19 protein-coding genes are annotated in these 24664 nt (G+C 73.6%); 3 read left to right on the top strand and 16 right to left on the bottom strand.

Translation table 11 applies throughout. The annotated features are described in order from the left end of the window. Positions 1-111: 111 nt before the first annotated feature. The gene (locus ASE27_RS20650) at positions 112-813 is read left to right on the top strand and encodes a type II toxin-antitoxin system PemK/MazF family toxin (RefSeq protein WP_082608888.1); all 702 of its coding nucleotides are present in this window, start codon (positions 112-114) and stop codon (positions 811-813) included. A gap of 326 nt (positions 814-1139) precedes the next feature. Continuing rightward, positions 1140-1400, top strand: coding sequence for a 30S ribosomal protein S20 (gene rpsT / locus ASE27_RS12665; protein WP_056650751.1), 261 nt, complete (start codon positions 1140-1142; stop codon positions 1398-1400). 123 nt (positions 1401-1523) lie between these two features. Here rpsT and ASE27_RS12660 read toward each other — a convergent pair whose 3' ends face one another. From ASE27_RS12660 to ASE27_RS12640, 5 genes are all read right to left on the bottom strand, one after another. Beyond that, positions 1524-2051, bottom strand: a complete 528-nt coding sequence (locus ASE27_RS12660; protein WP_235535436.1) for a GNAT family N-acetyltransferase — start codon at positions 2049-2051, stop codon at positions 1524-1526. Continuing rightward, positions 2048-3064 carry a DNA polymerase III subunit delta gene (holA, locus tag ASE27_RS12655; RefSeq protein ID WP_056650747.1) on the bottom strand — a complete coding sequence of 339 codons (1017 nt, stop codon included), beginning with the start codon at positions 3062-3064 and terminating at the stop codon, positions 2048-2050. The genes ASE27_RS12660 and holA overlap by 4 nt, the downstream gene beginning before the upstream one ends. A 126-nt stretch (positions 3065-3190) precedes the next feature. Further along, a complete protein-coding gene (locus ASE27_RS12650) occupies positions 3191-5761 on the bottom strand; it encodes a ComEC/Rec2 family competence protein (protein WP_235535435.1) in 2571 nt (856 codons plus the stop codon). Positions 5762-5795: 34 nt separating this feature from the next. Continuing rightward, positions 5796-6611 (bottom strand): ComEA family DNA-binding protein, encoded by an 816-nt coding sequence (locus ASE27_RS19825; RefSeq protein WP_157257590.1) that lies wholly within the window; start codon positions 6609-6611, stop codon positions 5796-5798. Positions 6612-7105: 494 nt separating this feature from the next. After that, the gene (locus tag ASE27_RS12640; protein WP_056650744.1) at positions 7106-7960 is read right to left on the bottom strand and encodes a DegV family protein; all 855 of its coding nucleotides are present in this window, start codon (positions 7958-7960) and stop codon (positions 7106-7108) included. 105 nt (positions 7961-8065) lie between these two features. Between ASE27_RS12640 and ASE27_RS12635 the strand changes: the two genes are divergently transcribed. Beyond that, the gene (locus ASE27_RS12635) at positions 8066-10042 is read left to right on the top strand and encodes a helicase HerA-like domain-containing protein (RefSeq protein ID WP_056650741.1); all 1977 of its coding nucleotides are present in this window, start codon (positions 8066-8068) and stop codon (positions 10040-10042) included. Between the two features lie 78 nt (positions 10043-10120). Here ASE27_RS12635 and ASE27_RS12630 read toward each other — a convergent pair whose 3' ends face one another. The 11 genes from ASE27_RS12630 to ASE27_RS12580 all read right to left on the bottom strand — a co-directional run bounded on the left by ASE27_RS12630 (position 10121) and on the right by ASE27_RS12580 (position 24592). Continuing rightward, entirely contained in the window at positions 10121-11032 is a 912-nt protein-coding gene (locus ASE27_RS12630) for an endonuclease domain-containing protein (RefSeq protein WP_056650738.1), read from the bottom strand. 136 nt (positions 11033-11168) lie between these two features. Next, positions 11169-14129: a leucine--tRNA ligase gene (leuS, locus tag ASE27_RS12625; protein WP_056650735.1), complete on the bottom strand. Its 2961-nt coding sequence runs from the start codon at positions 14127-14129 to the stop codon at positions 11169-11171. A gap of 254 nt (positions 14130-14383) precedes the next feature. Then, positions 14384-15073: a vitamin K epoxide reductase family protein gene (locus tag ASE27_RS12620; RefSeq protein WP_082608887.1), complete on the bottom strand. Its 690-nt coding sequence runs from the start codon at positions 15071-15073 to the stop codon at positions 14384-14386. A gap of 102 nt (positions 15074-15175) precedes the next feature. Beyond that, complete coding sequence (locus tag ASE27_RS12615; protein WP_056651426.1) at positions 15176-16366, bottom strand: MFS transporter; 1191 nt, start codon at positions 16364-16366, stop codon at positions 15176-15178. Positions 16367-16587: 221 nt separating this feature from the next. After that, entirely contained in the window at positions 16588-17292 is a 705-nt protein-coding gene (locus ASE27_RS12610; protein WP_282956068.1) for a metal-dependent transcriptional regulator, read from the bottom strand. 105 nt (positions 17293-17397) lie between these two features. Then, on the bottom strand, positions 17398-18300 hold the full coding sequence (locus tag ASE27_RS12605; protein ID WP_056650729.1) for a metal ABC transporter permease: 903 nt from the start codon (positions 18298-18300) through the stop codon (positions 17398-17400). Further along, positions 18297-19196: a metal ABC transporter ATP-binding protein gene (locus tag ASE27_RS12600; RefSeq protein ID WP_082608925.1), complete on the bottom strand. Its 900-nt coding sequence runs from the start codon at positions 19194-19196 to the stop codon at positions 18297-18299. The genes ASE27_RS12605 and ASE27_RS12600 overlap by 4 nt, the downstream gene beginning before the upstream one ends. A 53-nt stretch (positions 19197-19249) precedes the next feature. After that, the gene (locus tag ASE27_RS12595) at positions 19250-20218 is read right to left on the bottom strand and encodes a metal ABC transporter substrate-binding protein (protein ID WP_056650726.1); all 969 of its coding nucleotides are present in this window, start codon (positions 20216-20218) and stop codon (positions 19250-19252) included. Between the two features lie 72 nt (positions 20219-20290). Beyond that, positions 20291-21016 (bottom strand): YceI family protein, encoded by a 726-nt coding sequence (locus ASE27_RS12590; RefSeq protein ID WP_056650724.1) that lies wholly within the window; start codon positions 21014-21016, stop codon positions 20291-20293. An 85-nt stretch (positions 21017-21101) separates the two neighbouring features. Further along, a complete protein-coding gene (locus tag ASE27_RS12585; protein WP_082608885.1) occupies positions 21102-23036 on the bottom strand; it encodes a metallophosphoesterase family protein in 1935 nt (644 codons plus the stop codon). A gap of 68 nt (positions 23037-23104) precedes the next feature. Further along, positions 23105-24592 carry an MFS transporter gene (locus ASE27_RS12580; RefSeq protein WP_056651424.1) on the bottom strand — a complete coding sequence of 496 codons (1488 nt, stop codon included), beginning with the start codon at positions 24590-24592 and terminating at the stop codon, positions 23105-23107. Positions 24593-24664 lie beyond the last annotated feature (72 nt).

Here is a 24664-nt window from a genome sequence, read left to right as displayed (position 1 = left end):
GGTCGGACAGCAACCATCATTGTCCCACGAGCCCGCACGGGCACGGCTCACCCCTCCGCCGACGGACGGGACGCCTCCGAACGCACCGCACGCTCCCGGTAGATTGCGGGCGTGGCTCAGAACAAGTGGATCTCCCTGCTCACGGACGCGGCCCGCGCGATCCTCGGCGCGCTCGGCGGCTCGTCGCGGTCCGGTGGCTCGGGCACGGGTCGTACGACCTCCGGCCCGACGACGTCGGGCACCCCGCGCGGTGTCGCTCCCCGACCCGGGTCCGGTACGCCGTCGTCGGGCACGGCCCGCCCCACGCCGGGGCCGCGCACCACGGCGGGAGCCCCGCGAGGGGCCGCGAGCACGCGGCCTGCGGGCCGCAAGCCCGCCCCCGCCCAGACGCGCGGGCCCCAGCCCGGCGCGGGCACCTACCCCGGCGACTACACCGGCCGGGTGCGCGCCGAGTACGCGCCGCAGCTCGACGGCGACCCGGACCCCGGCGAGATCGTGTGGACCTGGGTCCCCTACGAGGAGGACTTCACCCAGGGCAAGGACCGTCCCGTGCTGCTCGTGGGGCGTGACGGCGGCTGGCTGCTCGCGATCATGCTCACGAGCAAGGACCACTCGCGCGACGCCGCGGACGAGGCCCGCTGGGGCCGGCACTGGCTCGACATCGGCTCCGGTCCCTGGGACGCCCAGGGGCGCGACTCCGAGGTGCGCCTCGACCGTGTGATCCGCGTCGACCCCGGCGCCGTGCGCCGCGAGGGGGCGGTCATGGGCCGCTCGACGTTCGACACGATCATCCGCGAGATGGGCAAGGTCTGAGGCTCCGTCCGGGCCTGCGTCCCGGCACGAGACCGTGGGGTCGGGGTCTGCTTGCCCCTGCGCAGGGCGCCGCACGGGGCGCGCGCGGGCCGCACGAAGGGCGGCGCGGGCCGCACGAAGGGCGGCGCGGGCCGCACGAAGGGCGGCGTTCCAGCGTTCTGGCCGATCCTGCGGTCGGCTGGTAGTCTTGGTGGTCGCGTGTCCGCCCAGGTCGGCGGGCACAGTTCCAGCTCCTCTCCAAGGGTTCCCCACCCCCAGTCCCGGAGCTGGAATCGCCCTCTACGACCTATTCGATCGCTTCGGCGAACACACCAGAAAGTCCACACGTGGCTAACATCAAGTCTCAGATCAAGCGCATCAAGACGAACGAGAAGGCTCGTCTGCGCAACAAGGCTGTCAAGTCGGAGCTCCGGACGAACGTTCGCCGCGTTCGCGAGGCCGTCGCCGCCGGTGACAAGGAGGCCGCAACCAGCGCCCTCGTCGTCGCGTCGAAGAAGCTCGACAAGGCAGTCTCCAAGGGTGTCATTCACGAGAACCAGGCTGCTAACCGCAAGTCGGCACTCGCGAAGGCCGTCAACGCTCTCTGAGCCTGACACTCCCTTCCACGCGTGACCTTGTGCGCCCCTGATCCACCTCGGGCAGCACGGTGAACGTCGAGAGGCGCTGCTCCCTCCACGGAGCAGCGCCTCTCGTGCGTCCGGGGGTGGCCCTCAGGCCTCCTGCCGCATCCCGTCCAGCCCGGCCCGCAGCAGCACGCCGCTGCCTCCCGTGAACCGGATCGTGTGGAACGACGCGGCGCGCGCCACCTCGTGGAATCCCCACCGGCGGTGGAGCGCGATCGACGCGGCGTTCGTAGCGTTCACGACGTAGCAGACGAACGAGGCGCGACCCGAGATCCAGTCCATGCGTGCCTGGGTCAACGCGGCCCCGACGCCCCGACGGCGGGCCGCCGGGTCGACCGTGATCCCGCCCAGGTAGTGTCCGACCGGAGCGGGCCCGTCGGCGTACTGCCACCAGTGCGTCTTCGCCCACCCCGCCACGGCATCGTCGATCGTCGCGACGACCACGAACCGTCCCGGGTCGGCCATGGCGAGGCGCACCTGGTCGAGGTTTGCGCCGCGCGCCGCGCGGCGTTCGATTCCCGCGATGCTCGCGAGGTCGTCCTCCCCGGCCGGCCTGACCCTGATCGCGCTGCGGCCCTGGGTAGCACCGCCGGTGGTGCTCCGGGACAGGGTCACCGACCGGTGCCGTGCGCTCCCGCGATCACGAGTACCGCGCGCTCGACCGCGAACACCGGGTCGCGTCCGCCGCCCTTGACCTCGGCGTCGGCCTGAGCGACCGCCGTGATCGCCGCCGCGAGGCCTTCAGGGGTCCAGCTCGAGAGGTCCTTGCGAGCCCGGTCGATCTGCCAGGGGGCCAGGCCCAGGTCCTTGGCCGACGCCCCTCCCCGCCCGCGCATGGCCGCGACCTTCGCGAGCGTGCGCAGCTTCATCGCGAGCACGGCGACGAGCGGCACGGGGTCCGCGCCGGTCGCCAGCGCGTGGCGCAGCAGGGACACTGCCTCACCAGCCTTGCCCGCCACGGCCGCGTCGGCCACGCGGAAACCGCTCGCCTCGACGCGACCGCCGTAGTACTTGTCGACCGTCGCGGCGCCGATGGTGCCGGTCGTGTCCGCCACGAGCTGGGCGCACGCGCTCGCGAGCTCGCGCAGGTCGTTACCGAGCGCCTCGACGAGGGCCTTGACGGCCGCTGCGTCGGCACGGCGACCCGCCGCCTTGAACTCGGCGGCGACGAACGAGAGCTTGTCGGCGTCCTTCTTGATGGCCTCGCACGCCACGACCGGCGCGCCGCTCGCCCGGATCGCGTCGAGCATCTTCTTGCCTCGGACGCCGCCGCCGTGCACGATCACGACGGTCGTCTCCGGGTCCGGCGAGGCGACGTAGTCCACCACGTCGGGGATGAGCGCGTCGGCCGCGGCCTCGGCGCCCCGCACGACCACGAACTTGGGCTCACCGAAGAGGGACGGGCTCGCGGCGACCGTCAGCATGCCCGACTGATACGTCACCGCCTCGATCTCTGACTTCTCCGCCTCCGCATCGCGGGCCCGTGCGAGCTCGAGCAACGAGTCGACGGCGCGCTCCGCGAGCAGACCCTCCGGTCCCTGCACCAGCACCACGGGGGCGAGCTCGACCGCGTTCCAGGGGAGCGTCGCGGACGGGCGGGCAGAGGTGCGGGAGGGAGCGGGAGCCATGGGCACAACGATCCCACGGGCCACCCACCGAGGGCACATCGCCGACCCCTGGCGGGGCACGACTCACCAGCGCGCGGCACCTGGGGCGGGGCCCTCAGCAGCCGACGGCCGGCTCGTCCGTCCCCGTCACCCGTCGTCGCACCCCGCGACCGCGAGCGCCCCGTCCCGCACGACGAGCGCGAAGGTCCCGCATCGGTCCGTGCGGAGGACTGCGGCTCCCACGCCCGCGTAGAGGTCGAGGGCCTCCTGAGTAGGGTGCCCGTACGTGTTCTCGCCCGAGCTGACGATCGCGACCGCCGGGCTCAGCGTCGCGGCAAGGCGTGCGGACTGGACGCGCGAGCCATGGTGCGCGACCTTGACGACGTCGACCGACGGGTCGCCCGCGCGGGCTCGCAGCGTCCGGTCGAGGGTCTCCTGTCCCCCAGCCTCCAGGTCGCCGAGCGCCACGAGCGTGAGCCACGGGGTCACGACACGCAGCGCGATGCTCGCGTCGTTGGCTCCCCCGTCGGCCTCGGCGAGACGGGGACGTCCGTCTCCGGAGGCGTCGGGACCGGGCGTGGAGCCCGCCTGCAGCACCTCCCACGACACGTCGCCGAGCGTGCCGCCCGCACCGGGTTCGGCCACCTCCACGGGAACACCTCGGTCGGCGAGGTCGTCGAGCACCCACTCAGCCTGCTCCGCGGGGTCACCGAGCCCGGTCACGAGCGCTCGTCCCACCTGGCGCCCGTCGAGCACCGCACCGAGCCCCCCGACGTGGTCGGCATGGAAGTGGGTCAGGACGAGCAGGTCGAGGCGCTCGATCCCCAGGTCGTCGAGGCACCGCCCTGCGGCGTCTCCCGCCGGACCGACGTCGATCATGAGTCCGCGCCCGTCGCCGGTCCGGACCACGAGCCCGTCCCCCTGGCCGACGTCGCACGCGGCCACGGCCCAGTCCGCCGGGACGTCCCGGCCGGCCGGTGCGATCCAGCGGGGCCACGCGATCACCACGCACCCGACCGCTCCCACGGCGACCACGGCCCACGCCGCGACGAGGCGCAGGGTCGCGCGCCGCCGTCGGGCAGCCAACGCCTCCCGGACGCCCGCGCGCACCGCCGTGCGCCACGTGTGCGGCCAGCCGCTCCCCCGGCTCCACGGGACCCGCACGCCCAGCAGGCCCGCCACACGCCGCCAGCGCCACACCAGGGCCAGCGCCGCGAGGGTCAGCAGGGCGAGCGCCGTCGCGCCCAACGCACCACCGGGCCACGGCACGCGCGCCCCGGGCAGCCCGGTGAAGAACCGGGCGACCGCCGCGATCCACCAGGACGCGAGGCCCGCGGGCCACGCGAGCACGACCCCTCCGAGCGGGAACCAGGGGGCCACGAGCGTGGCGAGCACCCCGAGCACCGTCGCGGGCACGAGCGCGGGCGCCGCGACCAGGTTCGCCGGTACGGCGTACGTCGCGATCGACGGGTCGAGCAGGACCAGGACCGGCGCGCACGCGAGCTGGGCCGTGAGCGGGACCGCGAGCGCGAACGCGAGCCCCTTGCCGATCCACGGCGCGAGACGTCGTGCCACGGGCTGGGTGCCCAGCACGAGGGCGGCGGTCGCGACGCTCGACAGCACGAACCCGTACGAGCGCGCGAGCCACGGGTCGAGCACGAGCAGCACGACGACGACGGCCGCGAGCGCGGGCACAGCGCGCGAGGGACGCCCCAGCCCGATCCCGACCAGCCCGACCACCCCCATGGCCGCGGCACGCAGCACGCTCGGGTCGGGATGGACGAGCAGCACGAACCCCGCCATGACCGCGCCAGTGACCCCGATGCGCACACCGCGCGGCGCCCGGGCCAGCGCGCACAGCGCCGTCACGGTCGCCACGACGATCGCGAAGTGGCCGCCCGAGACCGCGGTGACGTGCGTCAGGCCGGTCGTCCTGAGGGCCGCGTCGAGCTCGTCGTCGATGCGCGAGGTGTCGCCGACCGCGACGCCCGGGAGCAGCGCACGGGCGTCGGCGGGCAGACCGTCCGAGGCCGTCAGCAGGTCCGCGCGGAGCACGCCCACGACGCCCAGCGCCCGGGAGGGCGGCGCGGTCACGACCGGCGGCCCGCTCGCGACGAGGGTGGCCACCGTCCGGTCGCCGGGGCCGGCAGGCAGGAGCCGGCCCGACGCGCGGACCTCGGCCCCGTAGTCGGCCTCGCCCCAGGCGAGGTCGCCCAGCACCCCGATCTGCCCCCCACCCGGCGCGACGACACCTCTCCCCTCGACCGTGGTCAGGTCCAGGGCCGTGCGGACGCTGTCCGACGCGCCCGACCACGGGTTCACGACCACGACGGGCTCCTTGACGACCCGTCCCACGACCTCGACCGTCGCCCCCTGGCCCGCGAGGTCCGCGGCTCCCCCACGCTCCCGCGCGACGAGGTCGGCCGTCCCGCCCAGCAGGACCGCGAGCGCGCACGCCGTCACGAGGACGCACTGACCGAGCCCACGGGGTGGGCGGGCCCGCCGCACGAGCAGCAGCATGCCCATCAGCGCGAGCAGTCCGGCAGCGGCCGCCGCTCCCACGAGGGCCGTCCTGGACCCTGCCGCGGTGAGCCACCACGCGACTCCCCAGGCCACGAGCGCACCCGGGACCAGCCGCAGGTCGGTGGCCGAGACATGGCGCGGCGTGGGCACCGGGGCCACGCCCGGAGCGGGGGTCGTCGGGGCGCTCGCGGGCACAGGGGCGCCTCTGGCCGGGGATCGGTTCCCCACCTCAGACCCGTACCTGGTCGCGCAGCCTCGCGAGCAGCGCGTCGCCGATCCCGCTCACCTCCCCGAGCTCCTCGACGCTCGTGAACCTCCCGTTGGCCTCGCGCCACTCGACGATCCGGGCCGCGAGCACGGGCCCGATCCCCGACAGGGCGTCGAGCGCGGTCTGGTCCGCCGAGTTGAGGTCGACGGGTCCGGCCTCGCTGCCCGGCGCGGTCGCGGGACCGGGCGCCGCGGCGACGACCTCCCCCGGGCGGGGCACGACGATCTGCTCGCCGTCGACGACCTCGCGCGCCAGGTTGACGCCCGCGAGGTCCGCCTCAGCCGTGGCGTCCCCTGCGGCGGCGAGCGCGTCGGCCACGCGTGACCCCTCGGGCACGGTCACGAGCCCGGGAGCACCCACCGCGCCGACCACGTGCACGACGACGTCGCTCGCCCCGGCCGCACCGGTCGCCCCGACGTCGCTCGCCTCGGTCGCACCCGGCGCGGTCGAAGACCCGTCGTCCGAGGCCCTGGTCTCGCTCGACGCCTGCCCGCCCGGCCCGGCGCCGCCCTCGGAGGCGGTCGCTGGGTCGGCGAGCGTCGCCACAGGGCGCAGGTCGCCATCTCCCCGAAGGGTCCACGCGCCGACACCGACCGCGAGCAGCAGGACCGCGACCGCCGCCACCACGGCCGTCCGCGCGGCCACGGACCAGCGGCGGGGACCGCCGTCGGGCACGTGCTCGAATCCCGCGTGCGACGTCGGGTGGCCGTTCGCCGCGGTGTACGCGGCGGCGACCGCGTCGAGCGCGCCGCGCGTCCCGGCGGGGCCGTCCTGCACGCTCGACGGCCGTAGGCCCCCGTCGACCAACCCTCGACGTGAGGTCGAGCGTAAGGGGCCGCGTCCCTCCTCACCGGGCCCTCGACCGTCGGTCGAGGGTTCGGTCGCCACGCCCGCCGAGACGCTCCACCACGCCGGTTCCGGCCCGGGGTCCTGCCGCTCCTCCGGCCTCAGGTCCGGGTCGAGAGTCACGGACGAGAAACCGTCCGCAGGCTCGGCCCCCCGCACCGACGGGGCCGACGCACCCCGGACGGCCGCGGGCCCGGGTGCCGCACCCGGGACGCTCCGCAGCCTTCGCAGCCGGGCCGCGCCGTCCTCGCCCGGCGGCTCGGCGAGCGGGTCAGCAGGCGTCGTGTCGTGCGAGCGGCGCACGCGGGAGAAGGTCACCCCGGCACGCTAGGCGCGTCCGCTCACGCCTCGCGGGGCATCAGGGATCCCCTGTGGAGGAGGTGCCTTCGAACCCGCCTGTGCACGGCCAGACACCGCCCAGAGCCTCAGGTCGCGCGGTCGGCCACGACGATCGCCAGGACTCCCGGTCCCGCGTGCACGCCCACGACCGCGCTCACAGGAGTCACCGCAGCCCGCACCCCGGTTGCGTCGAGCAGCCGCTCGGCGACCTCGGTCGCCGCGGCGTCGTCCCCCAGGAAGTGGACCGCGAGCTCGGGCTCGGCGCGCCGCTCGACCGACTCGACGGCGACGTGCACGAGCCGCTCGACCGCCGCAGCCCGGGTCCGGACCTTCTGGATCACCTCGATCCGACCGTCGCGCACCGCGAGGAGCGGGCGCACGCCCAGCACCGTGCCGAGCGCAGCCGCCGCGGCCCCCAGGCGTCCGCCGCGCCGCAGGTACTCGAGCGAGTCGACCATGAAGATCGCGCGGCTCGAGTCGGCGACCCCGATCGCCCGCCGGGCCACCTCGTCGATCGTCGCACCGGCCGCCGCGGAGTCGGCCGCAGCGAGCGCCGCGAACCCCAGGCCCATGGCCACGGTCCGGGAGTCCACGACGCGCACCGGGATCGGCGACCGCGTCGCCGCGAGGGCCGCCGCGTGCACGGTGCCCGACAGGTCTCCCGAGAGGTGGATCGAGACGACCGAGCGCGCCCCCGCACGGGCCGCCGCCTCGTAGACCTGCACCAGGGCGTGCGGCGTCGGCTGGGAGGTCGTGACGCGCTGGCCCGAGCCGATCCTGGCGGCGACGTCGTCGGGTGACACGTCGACGCCCTCGAGGAACGTCTCGTCACCGACCAGCACCTGCAGCGGCACCACGGACAGGGACGGGCGGTCACCCGGGGGAAGGGAGGCGGTCGAGTCCGTGACGACGTGGACGGCCGGAGGCTTGGCAGGACTCATCTTCGGGAGATCCTACGTGGCGTGCCCCTGCGGTCGCACGCGGTCGGCCCGCGAGGGCGTGCGTGCGCCGCGCGCTCACCCCGGCACCGCCCTAGGATCCGAGACATGCCCGACGACGCAGCCCCCTCCCCCGCAGAGCTCGCCGCCCTGAAGGCCGCCGCCGCACAGGCAGCTGCCGAGGCGGCCGAGGCGAAGGCAGCCGCGGCCCAGGCCGCGCTCGAGGCGGCGCAGGCCGCTGCAGCCTCGTCGGCCCCGGGCGCGCCAGCCGGTGGCGCACCGTCGGGACCCGCCGTCCCGGCCAGGTCCGAGGCCACCGCCGAGGCGAGCGCCGTACCCGCGGACGCTCCGCCGTCGGGCAGCGACGAAGCCGGCCCCGCTCCGACGGACGCCGCTCCTCCCGCGGACGCTCCGCCGTCGGGCACCTCCCCCGGGCCGCTCGAGGGGTACCCCGCCGAGGTCGCCGCGGGCTACGCCACCAAGGGCGGGACGCTCGCGCTCGGCGCGCTGCTCGAAGCGCCCGACCGGACGCCCGGCGACCCCGTCCCACGCGCCGACGTCCAGGTCGGGTTCGCGCTCGCGATGCTCAACCGGCACGGGCTCGTCGCCGGGGCCACCGGCACGGGCAAGACCAAGACGCTGCAGGGCATGACCGAGGGACTCTCCGACGCCGGGGTGCCGACGTTCGTCGCCGACATCAAGGGCGACCTGTCCGGGCTCGCGGTGCCGGGCGCGAGCGGCGAGAAGATCCTCGAGCGGACCGCGAGCATCGGGCAGGACTGGAAGCCGACCACCTATCCGGTCGAGTTCTACTCGCTCGGCGGGCTCGGCAAGGGCATCCCGATCCGGACGACCGTGAGCGACTTCGGGCCTCTGCTGCTCTCCAAGGTGCTCGGGCTCAACGACACGCAGGAGTCGAGCCTGGGCCTGATCTTCCACTGGGCCGACACGCAGGGCCTCGCGCTGCTCGACCTCAAGGACCTGCAGTCGACCATCGCGTACCTCACCTCGGACGACGGCAAGGCCGAGCTCAAGGGCATCGGCGGGCTGTCCGCGGCCACGGCCGGGGTCATCCTGCGCGAGATCGTGACGCTGCAGGCGCAGGGGGCGGACGTGTTCTTCGGCGAGCCCGCGTTCGACACGACCGAGCTCCTGCGCGTCGCGGCCGACGGCCGCGGCACCGTCTCGGCGCTCGAGCTGCCCGCCGTCCAGGACCGGCCCGCGCTCTTCTCGACGTTCCTCATGTGGCTGCTCGCGGACCTGTACCAGGACCTGCCCGAGGTCGGCGACCTCGACAAGCCCAAGCTCGTGTTCTTCTTCGACGAGGCGCACCTGCTCTTCACGGGCGCGTCCAAGGAGTTCCTCCAGCAGGTCGTGCAGACCGTGCGCCTCATCCGTTCCAAGGGCGTGGGCGTGTTCTTCGTGACGCAGAGCCCCAAGGACGTGCCCGCCGACGTCCTGGCCCAGCTCGGCAACCGGGTCCAGCACGCGCTGCGCGCCTTCACGCCCGACGACGCCGCGGCCCTGCGGGCGGCCGTGCGGACGTTCCCCACGTCGCCGTACGACCTGGAACAGCTGCTCCAGTCGCTCGGGACCGGCGAGGCCGTGGTCACGGTGCTGACCGAGAAGGGCGCCCCCACGCCGGTCGCCTGGACCCGGGTCCGGGCGCCCCAGTCGTCCATGGAGCCGGCGCCCGAGACCGTGATCGACGGGATCGTGGCGGGGTCGCCGCTCGCCGCGCGGTACGCCGAGGCGGTCGACAACGAGTCGGCGTACGAGCTGCTCACCGCGCGCATCGCCGCGCAGCACGCCGCGGCCGAGCAGGCGGAGCTCGCCGAGCAGCTCGCCAAGGAGCAGGAGGCCGCCCAGAAGGAGGCCGACAAGGCGGCCAAGAAGCAGGCCGACGAGCTCGAGAAGATGCGCGCCAAGCTCGAACGGGACGCGGCGCGCGCCGGGAGCGGGACGCGGACGAGCACGGCCCGGAAGTCGACCGCGTCGTCGGGGCTCGACAAGTTCCTGGGGTCGATGGCGACGCAGCTCGGCCGGGAGATCACGCGGACGGTGTTCGGGACGCGGCGGCGGTGAGCCCAGGGCTGTCCGGCCCGCCGTCGAGTGCGTGATTCGGCTGCGACACGCCCGGCGAGTCGCAGCCGAATCATGCACTCAACGGGCCAAGGCCGCCCGCACCCGCCGGATGAACCTCTCGGGGTGTCGCATCACGTCGTCGGCCGTGACCGTGATGATCAGCCAACCCGCCTCCTCGAGCCGCTGTCGACGCTCGACGTCACGTCGCCACGTCCCGGGGTCGGTGCGGTGGACGTCCCCGTCGTACTCGATCGCGATCCGGAGCGCCGGGTAGGACATGTCCGGGAGGGCGAGGAATGATCCCGCCCGGTCCAGGGCGGGCATGTTGACCTCCGGGCACGGCAGCCCTGCGTCGACCAGGATCATCCGGGTCCGCGACTCCATCGAGGAGTCGGTTCCGCCGACGACGTGCTCGATCGCCACCCGCGACGCCACCAGTCCCCTCATCCTGTGGGTGCTCCCGAGGAGCCTGCGCATCTCGATGACCGAGGTCGCAGGGCCCTTCCGGCGGGTCATGGCGTCTCCGAGGACGACCAGCTCGTTCACGCTCAGCCCGTGCGAGAGGTGCAGCCACGTCTGCGCCGGGGTGGTGACCGGGATCCCGTGCCACGTCGTGACGGCGAGAGCCGGTTGGGTGCAGGTGTGAGCCACCAGGTCGTCGCGCTGCGGTCGCAGGTCCCTGCGTGGCACGACGACGTGCAGCCGCTCCCCCGGCCCACCACCCGCCTCGGCCGACGACCGGTCCAGCCGCCAGGGCACCTCGATCCCGAGGAGCCGTAGTGCCGTGACGTGGCTGAACGCCGCAGCGGACGGCAGGATCTCGAGCGCAGCCCGGCACCGAGCGGCGATGCCGTCGATGCTGCCCGCCGGTACGCGGACGCCGCGGGTCGGGGCCTCCCACCAGGGCCGACCGAGCTCGTGGCGTGTCAGTCCGTGGCTCGCGGCGTCCCGCGACCGGAGCACGACGGACGGCACCTGAGGGTTCGACATGCCGCCACGATGCCGCCTTTCGCACGCCCAGGGGCGGGCCCGCCGGTCATCTGTGGACAACCCGCCGTCGAGTGCGTGATTCGGCTGCGACACGCCCGGCGAGTCGCAGCCGAATCACGCACTCAAGCGACGAACGTCAGGCCGGGACCACGTTCACGAGCTTGGGCGCCCGCACGATCACCGTGCGGATCCCGCGCCCGTCGAGCGTGCGCTGCACGTTCGCGTCCGCCAGGGCCAGCTCGCGCAGCTCGTCGTCCCCGATCGAGGGCGAGACCTCGAGCCGGCTGCGGACCTTGCCCTGGACCTGCACGACGCACGTCACGGTGTCCTCGACCAGGTACTCGTCGAGAGCGACCGGGAAGGGCTCGTGCGCGAGCGACTGCGGGTGACCGAGCCGGGACCACAGCTCCTCCGCGATGTGCGGCGCGATGGGCGCGACCATGAGGATCAGCGGCTCGATCGCCTCGCGGGGCACCCGGTCCAGGCCCGTGAGGTGGTTGTTGAGCGCGATGAGCTTGGCGATCGCCGTGTTGGAGCGCATGTGCTCCATCTCGACGCGCACGTCGGCGATGGTGCGGTGGACCAGGCGCAGGGTCGCGACCTCCGCGGGCTCCTCCGAGACCGTCGTCTCGCCCGAGTCCTCGGACACGACGTTGCGCCACAGCCGCTGCAGGAAGCGCTGCGAGCCGACGACCGCGCGCGTGTCCCAGGGGCGCGACAGGTCGAGCGGTCCCATGGACATCTCGTACACGCGGAACGTGTCGGCGCCGTAGGCCTCGTACATGTCGTCGGGCGTCACGACGTTCTTGAGCGACTTGCCCATCTTCCCGTACTCACGGTTGACGGGCTCGCCCTTCCACAGGTACCGGACCTCATCGCCGCTGCTCTCCTCGACGACCTCTTCCGCGGGCACGTACGCGCCACGCGAGTCGGTGTACGCATAGGCCTGCACATAGCCCTGGTTGAAGAGCTTGTGGAACGGCTCGGTGCTGGTCACGTGCCCCAGGTCCAGGAGCACCTTGTGCCAGAAGCGCGCGTAGAGCAGGTGCAGCACGGCGTGCTCGACGCCGCCCACGTACAGGTCGACACCGCCCGCGGGGCCGGCCGTGGCGTTGTGCCCGGGGCCGGTCCAGTACTTCTCGAGCTCGGGCGAGGCCATGTGCTCGGTGTCCGCCGGGTCGAGGTAGCGCAGGTAGTACCAGCACGACCCTGCCCAGTTGGGCATGGTGTTGGTGTCGCGGCGGTAGGTCTTGGGGCCGTCGCCCAGGTCGAGCGTGACGTTGACCCAGTCCTCGTTGCGGCCCAGCGGCGGCTCGGGCGAGGAGTCGGCGTCGTCCGGCTCGTAGGTGCGCGGCGAGTAGTCCGGGACCTCGGGGAGGTTGACGGGCAGCAGCGAGTCCGGCAGCGCGATGGGCTGGTCGTTCTCGTCGTAGACGATGGGGAACGGCTCGCCCCAGTAGCGCTGACGGCTGAAGAGCCAGTCGCGCAGGCGGTAGGTCACGGTGCCGCTGCCGATGCCCTTGGCCTCGAGCCACTCGATCATGGCGCGCTTGGCGTCGGGCACGCTCAGGCCGTCGAGCGAGATCTCGTCGTTGGACGAGTTGACGATCTCGCCGTCGCCGGTCCAGGCGCCCTCGTGGTCCTCGGGGGCCGCGACCGTGCGGACCACGGGCAGCTCGAAGGCCTCGGCGAACGCGTGGTCGCGCTCGTCGCCGCCGGGGACCGCCATGATGGCGCCCGTGCCGTAGCCCATGAGGACGTAGTCCGCGGTGAACACGGGGATGAGCACACCGTTGACGGGGTTCACGGCGAGGTGGCCCGTGAACACGCCGGTCTTCTTGCCCGCGTCGGCCTGGCGCTCGACCGCGGTCTTGGCGGCGGCCTCCTTGCGGTAGGCCGCGACGGCGTCGATCGGGGTCGCGTGCCCGCCGGTCCAGACGTCGTGCGTGCCGTCGGGCCACTCGGCCGGGACCTCGTCGAGCAGCGGGTGCTCGGGCGAGACGACCATGAACGTCGCGCCGAACAGGGTGTCGGGGCGCGTCGTGAAGACCTCGACGTCGCCGACGGGGCTGCTCCCGCCGATCGCACCGTCGATCGCGAAGCGCACGGTGGCGCCCTCGCTGCGACCGATCCAGTTGCGCTGCATCGACTTGACCTTCTCCGGCCAGTCGATGAGGTCCAGGTCGTCGGCCAGGCGGTCCGCGTACGCCGTGATGCGCATGTTCCACTGGCGCAGGCTGCGCTGGAAGACGGGGAAGTTGCCACGCTCGGAACGACCGTCGGACGTGACCTCCTCGTTCGCGAGCACGGTGCCCAGGCCCGGCGCCCAGTTCACGGGCGACTCGGACACGTAGGCCAGGCGCTGCGGGTCGATCACGGCGCGCTGCGCGACGCGGTCGAGGTCCTCCCAGCGGGTGCCCTCGGGGTGGCCGGGGACGGCACGCGTACCTGCGGCGTACTCGGCCACGAGCTCGGTGATGGGGCGCGCACGGCCCGTGCCGCCGTCGGGACGCTCGGCGTCCTCGTCGTACCAGGCCTCGAAGATCTGCAGGAAGATCCACTGGGTCCAGCGGATGTACTCGGGGTCGATCGTCGCGAACGAGCGGCGCGAGTCGTGCCCCAGGCCGAGCCGGCGCAGCTGGCGCTTCATGTTGGCCATGTTGGCCTCGGTCGTGACGCGCGGGTGCTGACCGGTCTGCACCGCGAACTGCTCGGCGGGCAGGCCGAACGCGTCGTAGCCCAGCGCGTGCAGCACGTTGTCGCCGCACATGCGTCGGAAGCGTCCGACGACGTCGGTCGCGATGTACCCGAGCGGGTGGCCCACGTGCAGGCCCGCGCCCGAGGGGTACGGGAACATGTCCATGATGAAGTACGGCGAGCGGCCGTCGGCGTGCCTGCCCTCGCCGTCGGTGAGGTGCCCCGAGGGGTTGGCCGCGAAGAACGTGCCGCGCTCCTCCCACGCGTCCTGCCACCGGAGCTCGATGTCCTGCGCGAGGGCGGGCGTGTAGCGGTGGGAGGTCGTCTCGAGCGAGGCCGCGGGGGCGGTGTGCGCGGACTCGGCGGGGTTCTCGGGGGCGGGGTTCTCTGGCGTGCTCACCCCGCGAGTTTACCGTTCGGCGCGGGGGCGCCCGGCAGCGTCTTCGCTGCTGGGCACGGGGTGCTCCGGTCGCCGCCCGCCGGGGTGTGACCGGCCCGACGGCGCAGCGCACCCCGCGCTGCCCGGTCGCCGTCCGTTCGGGTCTCCCGGGCGAGCGGGGGCGGGTCACCGGGCCGGTGGTGCCGGCCACCGGCCCGGTGGGTTCTGGACCTGTCAGGTGCTGCCGAGGGCCGTCCGGCCCCTCCGGCCGCCGATCAGGTGCTCTGGAGGTAGGTGACGATCGTGGGGCCCATCTCCAGGAAGACCCAGGCCACGAGGAGGACGTACATCACGGCGAGCAGGATCCCGCGGTTGTCGACGATCAGCCGCTTCGCGCCCTCGCCGACCGGGAGGTACCCCTCCTGCACGGCGTGCACGACCTGGTACCAGAACAGCGGGATCATCGCGGCCCACACGACCATGCAGAAGGGGCAGAGCACGACGAGCACGTAGAGGCTCGTCCACACGAGGAAGACGATGAGCCCCATCGCGACCGTCGTGACGGCGAGCATCGTGAGCCAGAACCAGCGCGGCAGACGCGCACCGGTCAGCACCACGACGCCGATCGTCATGACCACGGGGAACGCCGCTACCCCGAGGTAGGGGTTGGGGAACCCGAGCAGGGTGCCCTGCCACGACGCCATCGCGGGACCGCAGTCGAGGAACGGGTTGAGCGAGCACGACGCGACGTGGTTCGGGTCGATGAGCTTGAGGTACTTCTCGATCGCGAGCCAGGCGGCGCCGACCAGGCCGACCGCGCCCGCCACCACGAGGACCCACCCGAAGGCTCGGGTCGAGAGGTTCTTGGCGTCGACGTCGGGCAGCTCTGCGGCTGCGTCCGGGCGCCGCGCGCGGGGCGCCGGGGTGCGCCCGGCACGGGAAGGACGGGTGGGGCTCTCGCTCACGAACCGCTCCTGGAGGTCTGCGTGTGCACTTCCGGCACACAGGTGGGCCCAAGGTACCGGCGAACTCTGAGGTTTGGCTGGAGGTCTCGCCGGTCCGTCACCTCAGGACGCGGCGACCGCCTCCTCGACGGGCGCGTCTGCCGGGACCACGTCCTCGCGGACGTGCGCGACGCGCTGGCGACCGAAGGCCACGATGATCGCGAGCCCCACGAGCGTCAGCGCGAGCCCTGTCCAGGCCGGGGCGAGGTAGCCCCAGCCCGCGGCGATCACGAGACCGCCGAGGAACGCCCCGTTGGCGTTGCCCACGTTGAGCGCCGAGTGGCACAGCGCGGCGCCGAGCGAGGGGGCGTCCGGCGAGAGGTCCATGAGGCGGGTCTGGAGCGCGAGCCCCAGGATCTGGGAGGTCACGCCCAGCAGGAACAGCGCCGCGACCGCGGGCACGGGGCTCTGGCCCGTGAGCGCGAACGCGACGAGGGCCGCGGCCGTGGACCCGAACCCGATCCAGACCGTGCGCATGACGTCCTTGTCCGCGAGCCTGCCCCCGACGACCGTCCCGAGCGTCATGCCCAGGCCGAAGATCGCGAGGACCACGGGGACCACGCCGAGCGAGAGCCCGGTGACCTCGGTCATGGTCGGGGCGACGTAGGAGTAGACCGCGAACATGCCGCCGAACCCGATCGCCCCGCCCACGAAGCTGATCCAGAGCGCGCCGTTCTTGAGCGCCGCGAGCTCCTGGCCCACGCTCGACCCGGTGTCGCCGGACCCGGCCGGGACCCAGCGCCACAGGGCAAGGAGCGTGATCCCGCCCAGGACGCCGATGAGCACGAACGCCGCGCGCCACCCGAGCACCTGCCCGGCGTAGGTCGAGAGCGGCACGCCCACGACGTTCGCGACGGTCAGCCCCGTCATCATCATGGCGACGGCGTGGCCGCGGCGTCCGGGGCCCGCCACGGCGGCCCCGACGGCCGCCCCGACGCCGAAGAACGCGCCGTGCGGCAGTCCGGCGAAGAACCGGCCCGCGATGAGCCACTCGAGGCTGGGGGCCGCGGCGGACAGCACGTTGCCGAGCGTGTAGGCGAGCATGAGGCCCACGAGGAGCTTCTTGCGCGAGACGCGCGCGGCGAGCACGGTCAGGAGCGGCGCGCCGACCACGACGCCCACGGCGTAGGCCGTGATCGCGTGCCCGGTCAGGGGGATGGAGGCGTCGAACGCGGTCGCGATGTCGGGCAGCAGGCCCATGGTCGCGAACTCGGTGGTGCCGATCGTGAAGCCGCCCACGGCGAGCGCGAGCAGCGCGAGGCCTGCGGTCCGGGTGCTGCGGGGTGCGCCGCCGGTGCGTGCCCGACGGCGGTCCGCGCCCGGGACGGGCGCGTCGGAGCGGGTGTCGGTCGTCCCGGGCAGGCCGGTGCTGTCGACGGTCAAGGCGCCCCCTTCAAGGGTGTCGTTGCAAGGATCGAATCGTTTCGAACGCAACGCCGGCGCCATCGGCAGCGTGATGCGGGAAGACCGCCAGTCTAGACCGGGGCGGAGTCCGTGGCGAGAGGCGCGGGCACGACCCACACGCGCGACGCCGCCGGCAGTCCCAGGTGGACCGGGCTCGCGTCGCTCCCCCACGTGATCGCCATGGTGCCCGCGTACTCGCGCCGCTCGTGCACGCGGACCTCGGCGTCGAGGCCCAGGCCCAGCTCGGCCAGGTAGCGCAGCACGTCCGGGTCCGAGTCCGAGATCCGCGCCACGACCGCGCACGCCCCCGCGTCGAGCTCCGAGAGCCGGATCGCCGCCGGACGCGGGACGAACCCGGACGCCGTGGGGATCGGGTCGCCGTGCGGGTCGCGCGTGGGATGGCCGAGCAGGGCGTCGATGCGGTCGAGCATCAGGTCCGAGACCGCGTGCTCGAGCACCTCGGCCTCGTCGTGGACCTCGTCCCACGAGTAGCCCAGCTCCGAGACCAGGTACGTCTCGAGGATCCGGTGCCGACGGACCATCGCGACCGCGTGCGATCGCCCGAGGTCCGTGAGCTCGATCGCACCGTAGCGCGCGTGCACCAGGAGCCCCTGCGACGACAGGCGGCGCACGGTCTCCGAGACGGTCGAGGCCCCGACGCCGAGCCGGTCCGCGAGGAGCTTGGTGGTCACCGGCTCGTCGGACCACTCCTGCGCGGACCACACCACCTTGAGGTAGTCCTGGGCGACGGAGGTCAGGTCGAGGGGATGGTCCACGGCGCCCACTCTATTTCACGGCCCTCCCCCGGGGCCGGGAGGACCGAGGTCCGGACGCCGGCGCGCACCCGGCGCCCGCCCCCTCGCCACGCCCCGGCCACCACCTCACCCCGCGACCAGCTCCGCGGGCTCGCGCTCCGCCGTCGGGCCGGAGGACGGCACGACGCGCGGGCGGCGCGCCAGGTGCACCACGTACGCGACCGCGAACACGACGCCCTGCGCCACCACGATCGTCGCGGCGCTCGCGGTGTCGAGGTAGTAGCTCGCGTAGATCCCCACGACGGCGCACCCGACCGCGACGAGCGGCGCGACCACGAGCATGCGCGACATCCGGTCGACCAGGAGGTAGGCCGTCGCGCCCGGCGTGATGACCAGGGCCACCACGAGCACGACCCCGACCGCCTGGAGCGCGACCACCACGGTCAGCGCGAGCGACCCCAGGAGCAGCGCTGACAGCCGCCGCGGCGAGATCCCGACGGCGTGCGCGTGCACGGGATCGAACGCGAACAGCGTCAGGTCGCGCCGCTTGAGCACGAGCACCACGGTCGTCAGCGCACCCAGGACCACGACCTGCCACAGGTCCGCGTCGGTGATGCCCAGCATGTTGCCGAACAGGATGTGCCCCAGGTCGATCTGGCTCGGGGTCACCGAGATGAGCACGATCCCGATCGCGAAGAGCGTCGTGAAGACCACGCCGATCGCCGCGTCCTCCTTGAGCCGGCTCGTGTCGCGCACGGTCCCGATCAGCGCGACCGCGCCGACCCCGAACACGAGCGCCCCGATCGCGAACGGCACCCCCACCACGTACGACAGGACCACACCGGGCAGCACCGCGTGCGAGACCGCGTCGCCCAGCAGCGACCAGCCGATCATGATGAGCCAGCAGCTCAGGAGCGCGCACACGATGCTCGCGACGACCGCGACGAGCAACGCGCGCTGGACGAACTCGTACCCGAGCGGCGCGGCGAGCCAGTCCCCCGCGCTCGCGAGAAGGTCGACGGGGTTCAACGGGCTGCTCCTTCGGACGGGGCGTCGGACGGGTCGGCGACGGCCGAGCCGTGGTCGGCGACACCAGAGGTGGTGGTCGAGGCGCCCGAGCTGTCGCTCGCACCTTCGCGGCGCGCCGACGCGAGCGGGTCGATCCCGAACGTGCGCGCGAGGTTCTCGGGGCGCAGCACCACGTCGGGCGGCCCGGTCATGATGATGCGTCGCTGGAGGAGGATCGCGTCGTCCACGAGGTCGGGCAGCGACGCGAGGTCGTGCGTCGAGACGAGCACGGCGCACCCCGCGGCGGCGAGGCTCCGGAGCACCGAGGTGATCTGCGCCTCCGAGACCTTGTCGACCCCGGCGAAGGGCTCGTCGAGCAGCAGCAGCCGCGCGCCCTGCGCGATCGCGCGCGCCACGAAGACGCGCTTGCGCTGCCCGCCCGACAACCTCCCGATCTGCCGGTGCGCGAGGTCGGCGAGCCCCACGCGGTCGAGGGCGTCGGCCACGGCCCGCCGGTCCTCGGCGCGTGCGCGGCGCGTGGGTCCGAGCCCCCCGTAGCGCCCCATGGTCACGACGTCGCGCACGTCGACCGGGAAGGACCAGTCGACGTCCTCGGACTGCGGGACGTATCCCACGAGCCCGTCCTTGCGCGCCACGTCGGCGTCCCGGCCGTAGATCCGGACGTCTCCCACCTGGGTGACGCCGCTGCCGCGCGTCATGCCCATGACGGACCGGAAGAGCGTCGACTTGCCCGAGCCGTTGGCCCCGATGAGCCCGGTCACGGTGCCCGGGGCGAGCGAGAGGGCGACGTCCTCGAGGGCCAGCGTCTCGCGGTAGCGGACCGTGAGCCCGCGGACCGCCAGGGCTGCAGGTGCAGCGGGCTCAGCAGGCTCGACCGGTGCAGCGCTCCGGGCCAGGGCCGACCCCGCGTCCGTCCCTGGTGCCACCGCACCGCTCCCGACGTCCGCGCTCACGACTCGCCCCGCAGACCCTCGCTGATGACGCGCGCGTCGTAGGCGAGGAGGTCGAGGTAGGTGGGGACGTCGCCGTCGGGCCGGGAGAGCGAGTCGACGTAGAGCGTGCCCGCGTACGTCGCGCCCGTCTCCGCGGCGACCTGGCGCTGCGCGGAGTCCGAGACGGTCGTCTCGCAGAACACCGCGCGCACGCCGTTGTCACGCACGTGGTCGATCACGCCCGCGACCTGCTGGGGCGTGCCCTGCTGGTCGGCGTTGACCGGCCACAGGAACTTCTCGTCGAGCCCGACGTCGCGCGCCAGGTAGGAGAACGCCCCCTCGCACGTCACCAGGACGCGCGACCCCGCGGGCACCTGCTCGACCTCGGCAGCGAGCTCGCGCCCCACGGTCTCGATGCGCTCGGCGTAGTCGGTCGCGTTCGCCCGGTAGTCCGCAGCGTGCGCAGGGTCCGCGACGGCGAACGCCTCACCGATGTTGCGCGCGTAGATCGCGCCGTTGACGGGCGACATCCAGGCGTGCGGGTTGGGCCGCCCGTCGTACGCGCCCGAGGCGATCGAGAGGACGTCGACGCCGTCCGAGACCGTGACGTGGGGCGCGTCGAGGCGTGCGACGAAGGGTTCGAACCACTTCTCGAGCCCGAGCCCGTTGTCGAGGACCAGGTCCGCGCCCGCAGCGCGCCGCAGGTCCGCGGGCGTGGGTTCGTAGCCGTGGATCTCGGCGCCGACCTTGGTGAGCGAGGAGACCTCGACGTGCTCTCCCCCGACCTCGCGGGCCATGTCCGCCAGGACGGTGAAGGTCGTCAGGACCTCTAGGCGCCCGACGGCGTCGCTCGCCGCCGGATGGTCGGCGGAGGTTCCGGCGGGCTCGCCCGGGGCGGTGTCGGCCGCGCACGCCGCGGCGAGGAGCAGGGCCGTCAGGCCTCCGAGGAGACCTTTCACCCCTGTGCGAAGTTGAAAGTTCGGCATACCGAACTTTAACCACGAACGAGGTGCCGCGTCGAGTCCTCAGGGCGGATCGAACGGGTTCCTCGAACAGGTTCAGGGCGAGGTGGGCGCCGGGGACGGCGCCTCCGGGACACGCTCGAGCTCGAGCAGCATCTCGACCGTCCCCGAGGGCTCGACCGTCACGAACGGCAGCTCGGGCAGGTGCACGCCGTAGTCGGCGAAGGTCACGGGGATCGCACCGCTGACCTGGACCCCGTCGCCCGAGCGCCGCGCCTCGAGCGTCACGGTCACGGGCTCGGTCACGTCGCGGATCGTCAGCGTGCCGCGCGCCTGGACCGTGAGGGGCTCGTCGCGTTCCTCGACACCCTCGAGGTCGACCGGCTCGGTGAGGATGAACACCGCGTCGGGGAAGACGTCGGTCTCGAGCAGACGCCGGAACGCGTCGTCGCGCACCACGCTGCTGCTCGCGATCGACGCGGTCTTGACCGTGATCTCGGCCCGGACGAGCTCGCCGTCCGTCACGACGAGCGTCCCCGCGACCTCGTCCGTCCGGCCGACGACCGTGCCCTTCTCGCCGCTGAGCACCTCGTCGAACCGATAGCCCGCCTGCGACCCCGCGCCCACGACCCAGGTGCCGTCCGGGTCGAACGGGCCCGGGTCCGGCGTGGCCGTCGGGGAGGCCGTCTCCCCCGGGGTCTGGAGCCCGAGGGGCGGCGGGGCCGTGCCGGCCGAGAGCCGTGCGACCAGGTAGGGGCCCGCGAGCACGATCACCAGCGCCGCGACGATCGCGGCGAGGATCCATCGGGCACCTCTGCTCATACCGCGTATTCTGCCGCGTCCGCGGTCGGGGTCGAGACCGCGACCGGTCGATTCACCCGCTCCGTCGGAGTCGTGCACGAGCCCCTCACTCCTCCTTCGCGGAGTCGTCCGTGATCGTCGCCGCGGGCGCCCCGTCGGCGCCGTCACCGGTCCCGTCGGCGCCGTCACCGGTCCCCGTCCCGTCCGGCGCCTCGGTGCCCTCGCCGGTCCCGTCGAGGACCTCCTCCGGCACCGGCACGGGGAACGCCTCGCGGGCGCCGACCTGCGCGGAACCGTCGGGGAAGACCTGCACGAGCTGCCAGTCGACGAACTCGCGCAGCACGGGGTCGAAGCGCAGGACGGTCATCTCCGCGACCCCCTTGAGCGGCCCGACGGTCGGCTCCCCCGACTCGGCCCCCGCGGTGCTCGCGTTGACGTACCGGATGCCCAGGCCGAACTGCTCGGGCCCGCTGCGGCGGTGCGTGTGCCCCGAGACCTGCAGCGGGACGCAGCCCGTCTCGAGGGCCTCGTTCCCGGCGCGCGGCGAGTGCACGAGCAGGAGATCGATCCCGTCCTTGGCGTCGCACGCGGCCTGCGCGAGCCGCTCGGCCTGCTCGGCGGGGGTCTCGGGACGGGCGGCCTTGGACCCGGCACCGATCCTCGTCTCGAGCGCGTCCCGGTCTCCGAGGATGCGGACCCCGTCGACCTCGATCACGTCGCCGTCGAGGATCTTGACGCCTCGCTTGCGCTCCTGCGCCGAGGTCTCGACGCTGTCGTGGTTCCCGTCCGCGACGACCATCGTGGCGCCGTCCGGGACAGCGGACGTGAACGAGTTCACGCAGAACTGCTCGACGCTCGTGCCGTTCATGGTCGTGTCGCCCGCGTTGAGCACGATGCTCGCCCCGGAGCGCTCGGCCGCGGTGCGGATCAGCGGGGTCATCCCGATGTTGCAGTGCAGGTCGCTCACCACGAGCATCGAGACGAGCTCGTCCTCGGGCGTCGCGGACGGCGACTCGGTCGAACCGCCCGAGGGGGTCGCACCACGACGCGCGGCGGAGCCCTCCGTGCCCTCGGCGGCCCGGTCGCCCTCGCTGCCCGACGGCGCCTCGCCGGCCGGGTCCTGGGCCGCACCGTCGGTGCCGGTCGGGTCGTCGGGGCCCACCTGGTCGCCCGCGACGCCGCCGTCGGCCCCCTGCTCCCCCTCCGCGGGCGGCGCGGTGGCCGCGTCGCGTGCGGCCTGCTCGTCGGCCTCCCGCTGGGCGGCGGCCTCCTCCTCGAGCACGTCGCGCTCGTCCCACGCGACGCCCAGCGCCGTGTTCGCGCGGGCGTAGAAGGCCTCGTTGTCCTTGTAGGCGTTCATGAGCATGCCGCCGTAGGTGTCGACGACCCCCGCGAGGCGGCCCGTGATCCGGGCTCCCTCGAGCGGGGTGCCCGCGAAGACCGCCGATGCGGGGCGCGAGTCGGTCGTCGAGGGCTCCTCGGCCGAGGCGGACAGCACACCGAAGACGAGCGAGACCACGACGACGCCCGCGGTGATCTCCCAGGTCCTCGGCGCGACCGCCTCGCCGATCTCACGCCGTCGGGCCGCTCCGAGGAGCAGGTAGAACCCCGCGCCCGCGGCCGCGACCACCAGGATCGCGAGGCCCGTCCGCCGCGCGGCGTCGGCCACGAGGCTGCGCGTGACCTGCTCGATCGTGTCCTGCGGCCCGCCGAAGAACTGCAGGTACCCCTGGAGGTCCTGCGTCAGGGCGGCGATGGTCGTCGCCTGGTCGAACGCCGTGAGGTCCGCGGGGATCTCCTCGACCGTGATCCGTGCACCGAGACCCACCGGGAGCGGCGAGTCGATCTCGAGCGTGCCGAGCGGGCCGAGGTCGACCACGACGAGGCTGTCGGTCGTCACCTCGTACCGGGCCTCGTGCGGGCCCAGGCTGAGGTCCGCGGTCGCGGTGGTCACGCCGAACACGACGCACGGGACGAGCAGGGCGACGACGGACAGCGTGTAACGGACCCAGCGGGGCGGGGTGCGACGGGGACGATTCATCACCTCTCACCCTTGCGGATCGGACGCCCGGATGCCAGCGGGCACGCTCGCCGGCATCCGGGTGAATCTCACGCGCGTGCGGAACGCAGGGCCACGAGCGCGATGACCGACGCCACGAGCATGAGCCCGAAGCCGATCCAGGACGTGGTCCCGACGCCGCTGCCGAACGCCTCGTGCGCCGAGGCGAGCAGCGCCTGCGCCTGCTCGGTCGGCAACGTCTGCGCCACCTGCGTGGCGCCGCCGAGCGTCTCGGCGGCCGCCGCCGCGTCCGCGGCGGGCACCCCGTCGGGCACGACGACGTTGCGGTGGTAGGAGGCCGTGAGGATGCTGCCCAGCACCGCCGTGCCGAGCACGGCCCCGACCTCGTACGCGGTCTCCGAGATCGCCGAGGCGGCGCCCGCCTTGTCGGCGGGGACCGCCGAGACGATCAGGTCGTTCGACACGGTCTCCGCGGCTCCGATCCCGATCGCGAGGACCACGAACGCGACCACGAGCCCGGTCAGCGTGCTCGCCCCTGCAGTCAGGGCGACCATCGCGTACCCCGCGGCGGCGAACAGGATCGCGACCGCCACGACGTGGGACGGGCGCACCCTGCGCACGACCCGGACCACCAGGAGACCCGCGACCACCATCGCGACCAGGCCCGGCAGCAGGGCGTAGCCCGCCTTCATGGGGCTCAGCCCCAGCACGAGCTGCACGTCCTGGGACACGAAGAACAGGAAGCCCACGAGCGAGAAGACCGAGAGCAGGTTGATGACCACGGCCCCCGAGAACTCGCCCTTGCGGAACAGCCGGACGTCGATCATGGGGTCCGGGCGCCCGAGCTGACGGCGCACGAAGACCCAGCCCGCCACGAGACCGAGCACGAGAGCCCCGAACGCCAGCGCGCTGGGACCGGACTTCGCGAGGGTCTTGATCCCGAGCACGATCGGCGCCATGGTCGCCATGGAGAGCACGATCGAGACCACGTCGACGCGGCCGGGGTTCGAGTCCCTGGACTCGGGCACGAAGACCGGCGCGAGCACGAGGAGCAGCACGAGGACGGGCACCGCCAGTAGGAAGACCGAGCCCCACCAGGCGTGCTCGAGCAGGAACCCGCCGGCGATGGGCCCGATCGCGTTGCCCGCGGCGAAGCCCGCGGCCCAGATCGCGATCGCGAGCCGCCGCTCCTCACGGTCGGTGAAGATGTTGCGCAGCAGCGAGAGCGTGGGCGGCATGATCATGGCGCCGAAGAACCCGAGCCCCGCGCGCGAGGCGATGAGCGCCTCGGCGCTCGGAGCGTAGGCCGCGACGACGGAGAGCAGAGCGAACCCGACCGCGCCGACGAGCAGGAGCCTGCGCCGGCCGATCCTGTCCGCGAACGAGCCCATCGAGACGAGCAGGCCCGCGAGCACGAGCGGGTAGATGTCGATCATCCACAGCAGCTGGGTCCCCGTGGGGCGCAGCGCCTCGGAGATCTGCGGCAGCGCGAACGTCAGCACCGTGTTGTCGATCGAGACGAGCAGCACGGGGAGCATGAGCACGGCGAGCGCGACCCACCGGCGCCTGCGGGTCAGGGGCGTGCCACCGGTAGGGGTCGTGGGGTCCTGCGGTGCGCCGACGGGGCCGTTCGGGTCCCGGGGCGTCCG

This window comes from Oerskovia sp. Root918, assembly GCF_001428945.1.
In the GTDB taxonomy this organism is placed as follows: Bacteria; Actinomycetota; Actinomycetes; order Actinomycetales; family Cellulomonadaceae; genus Oerskovia; species Oerskovia enterophila.
The sequence above is the reverse complement of the archived record's forward strand: the minus strand, read 5'-3'. Positions and strand labels throughout refer to the sequence as shown.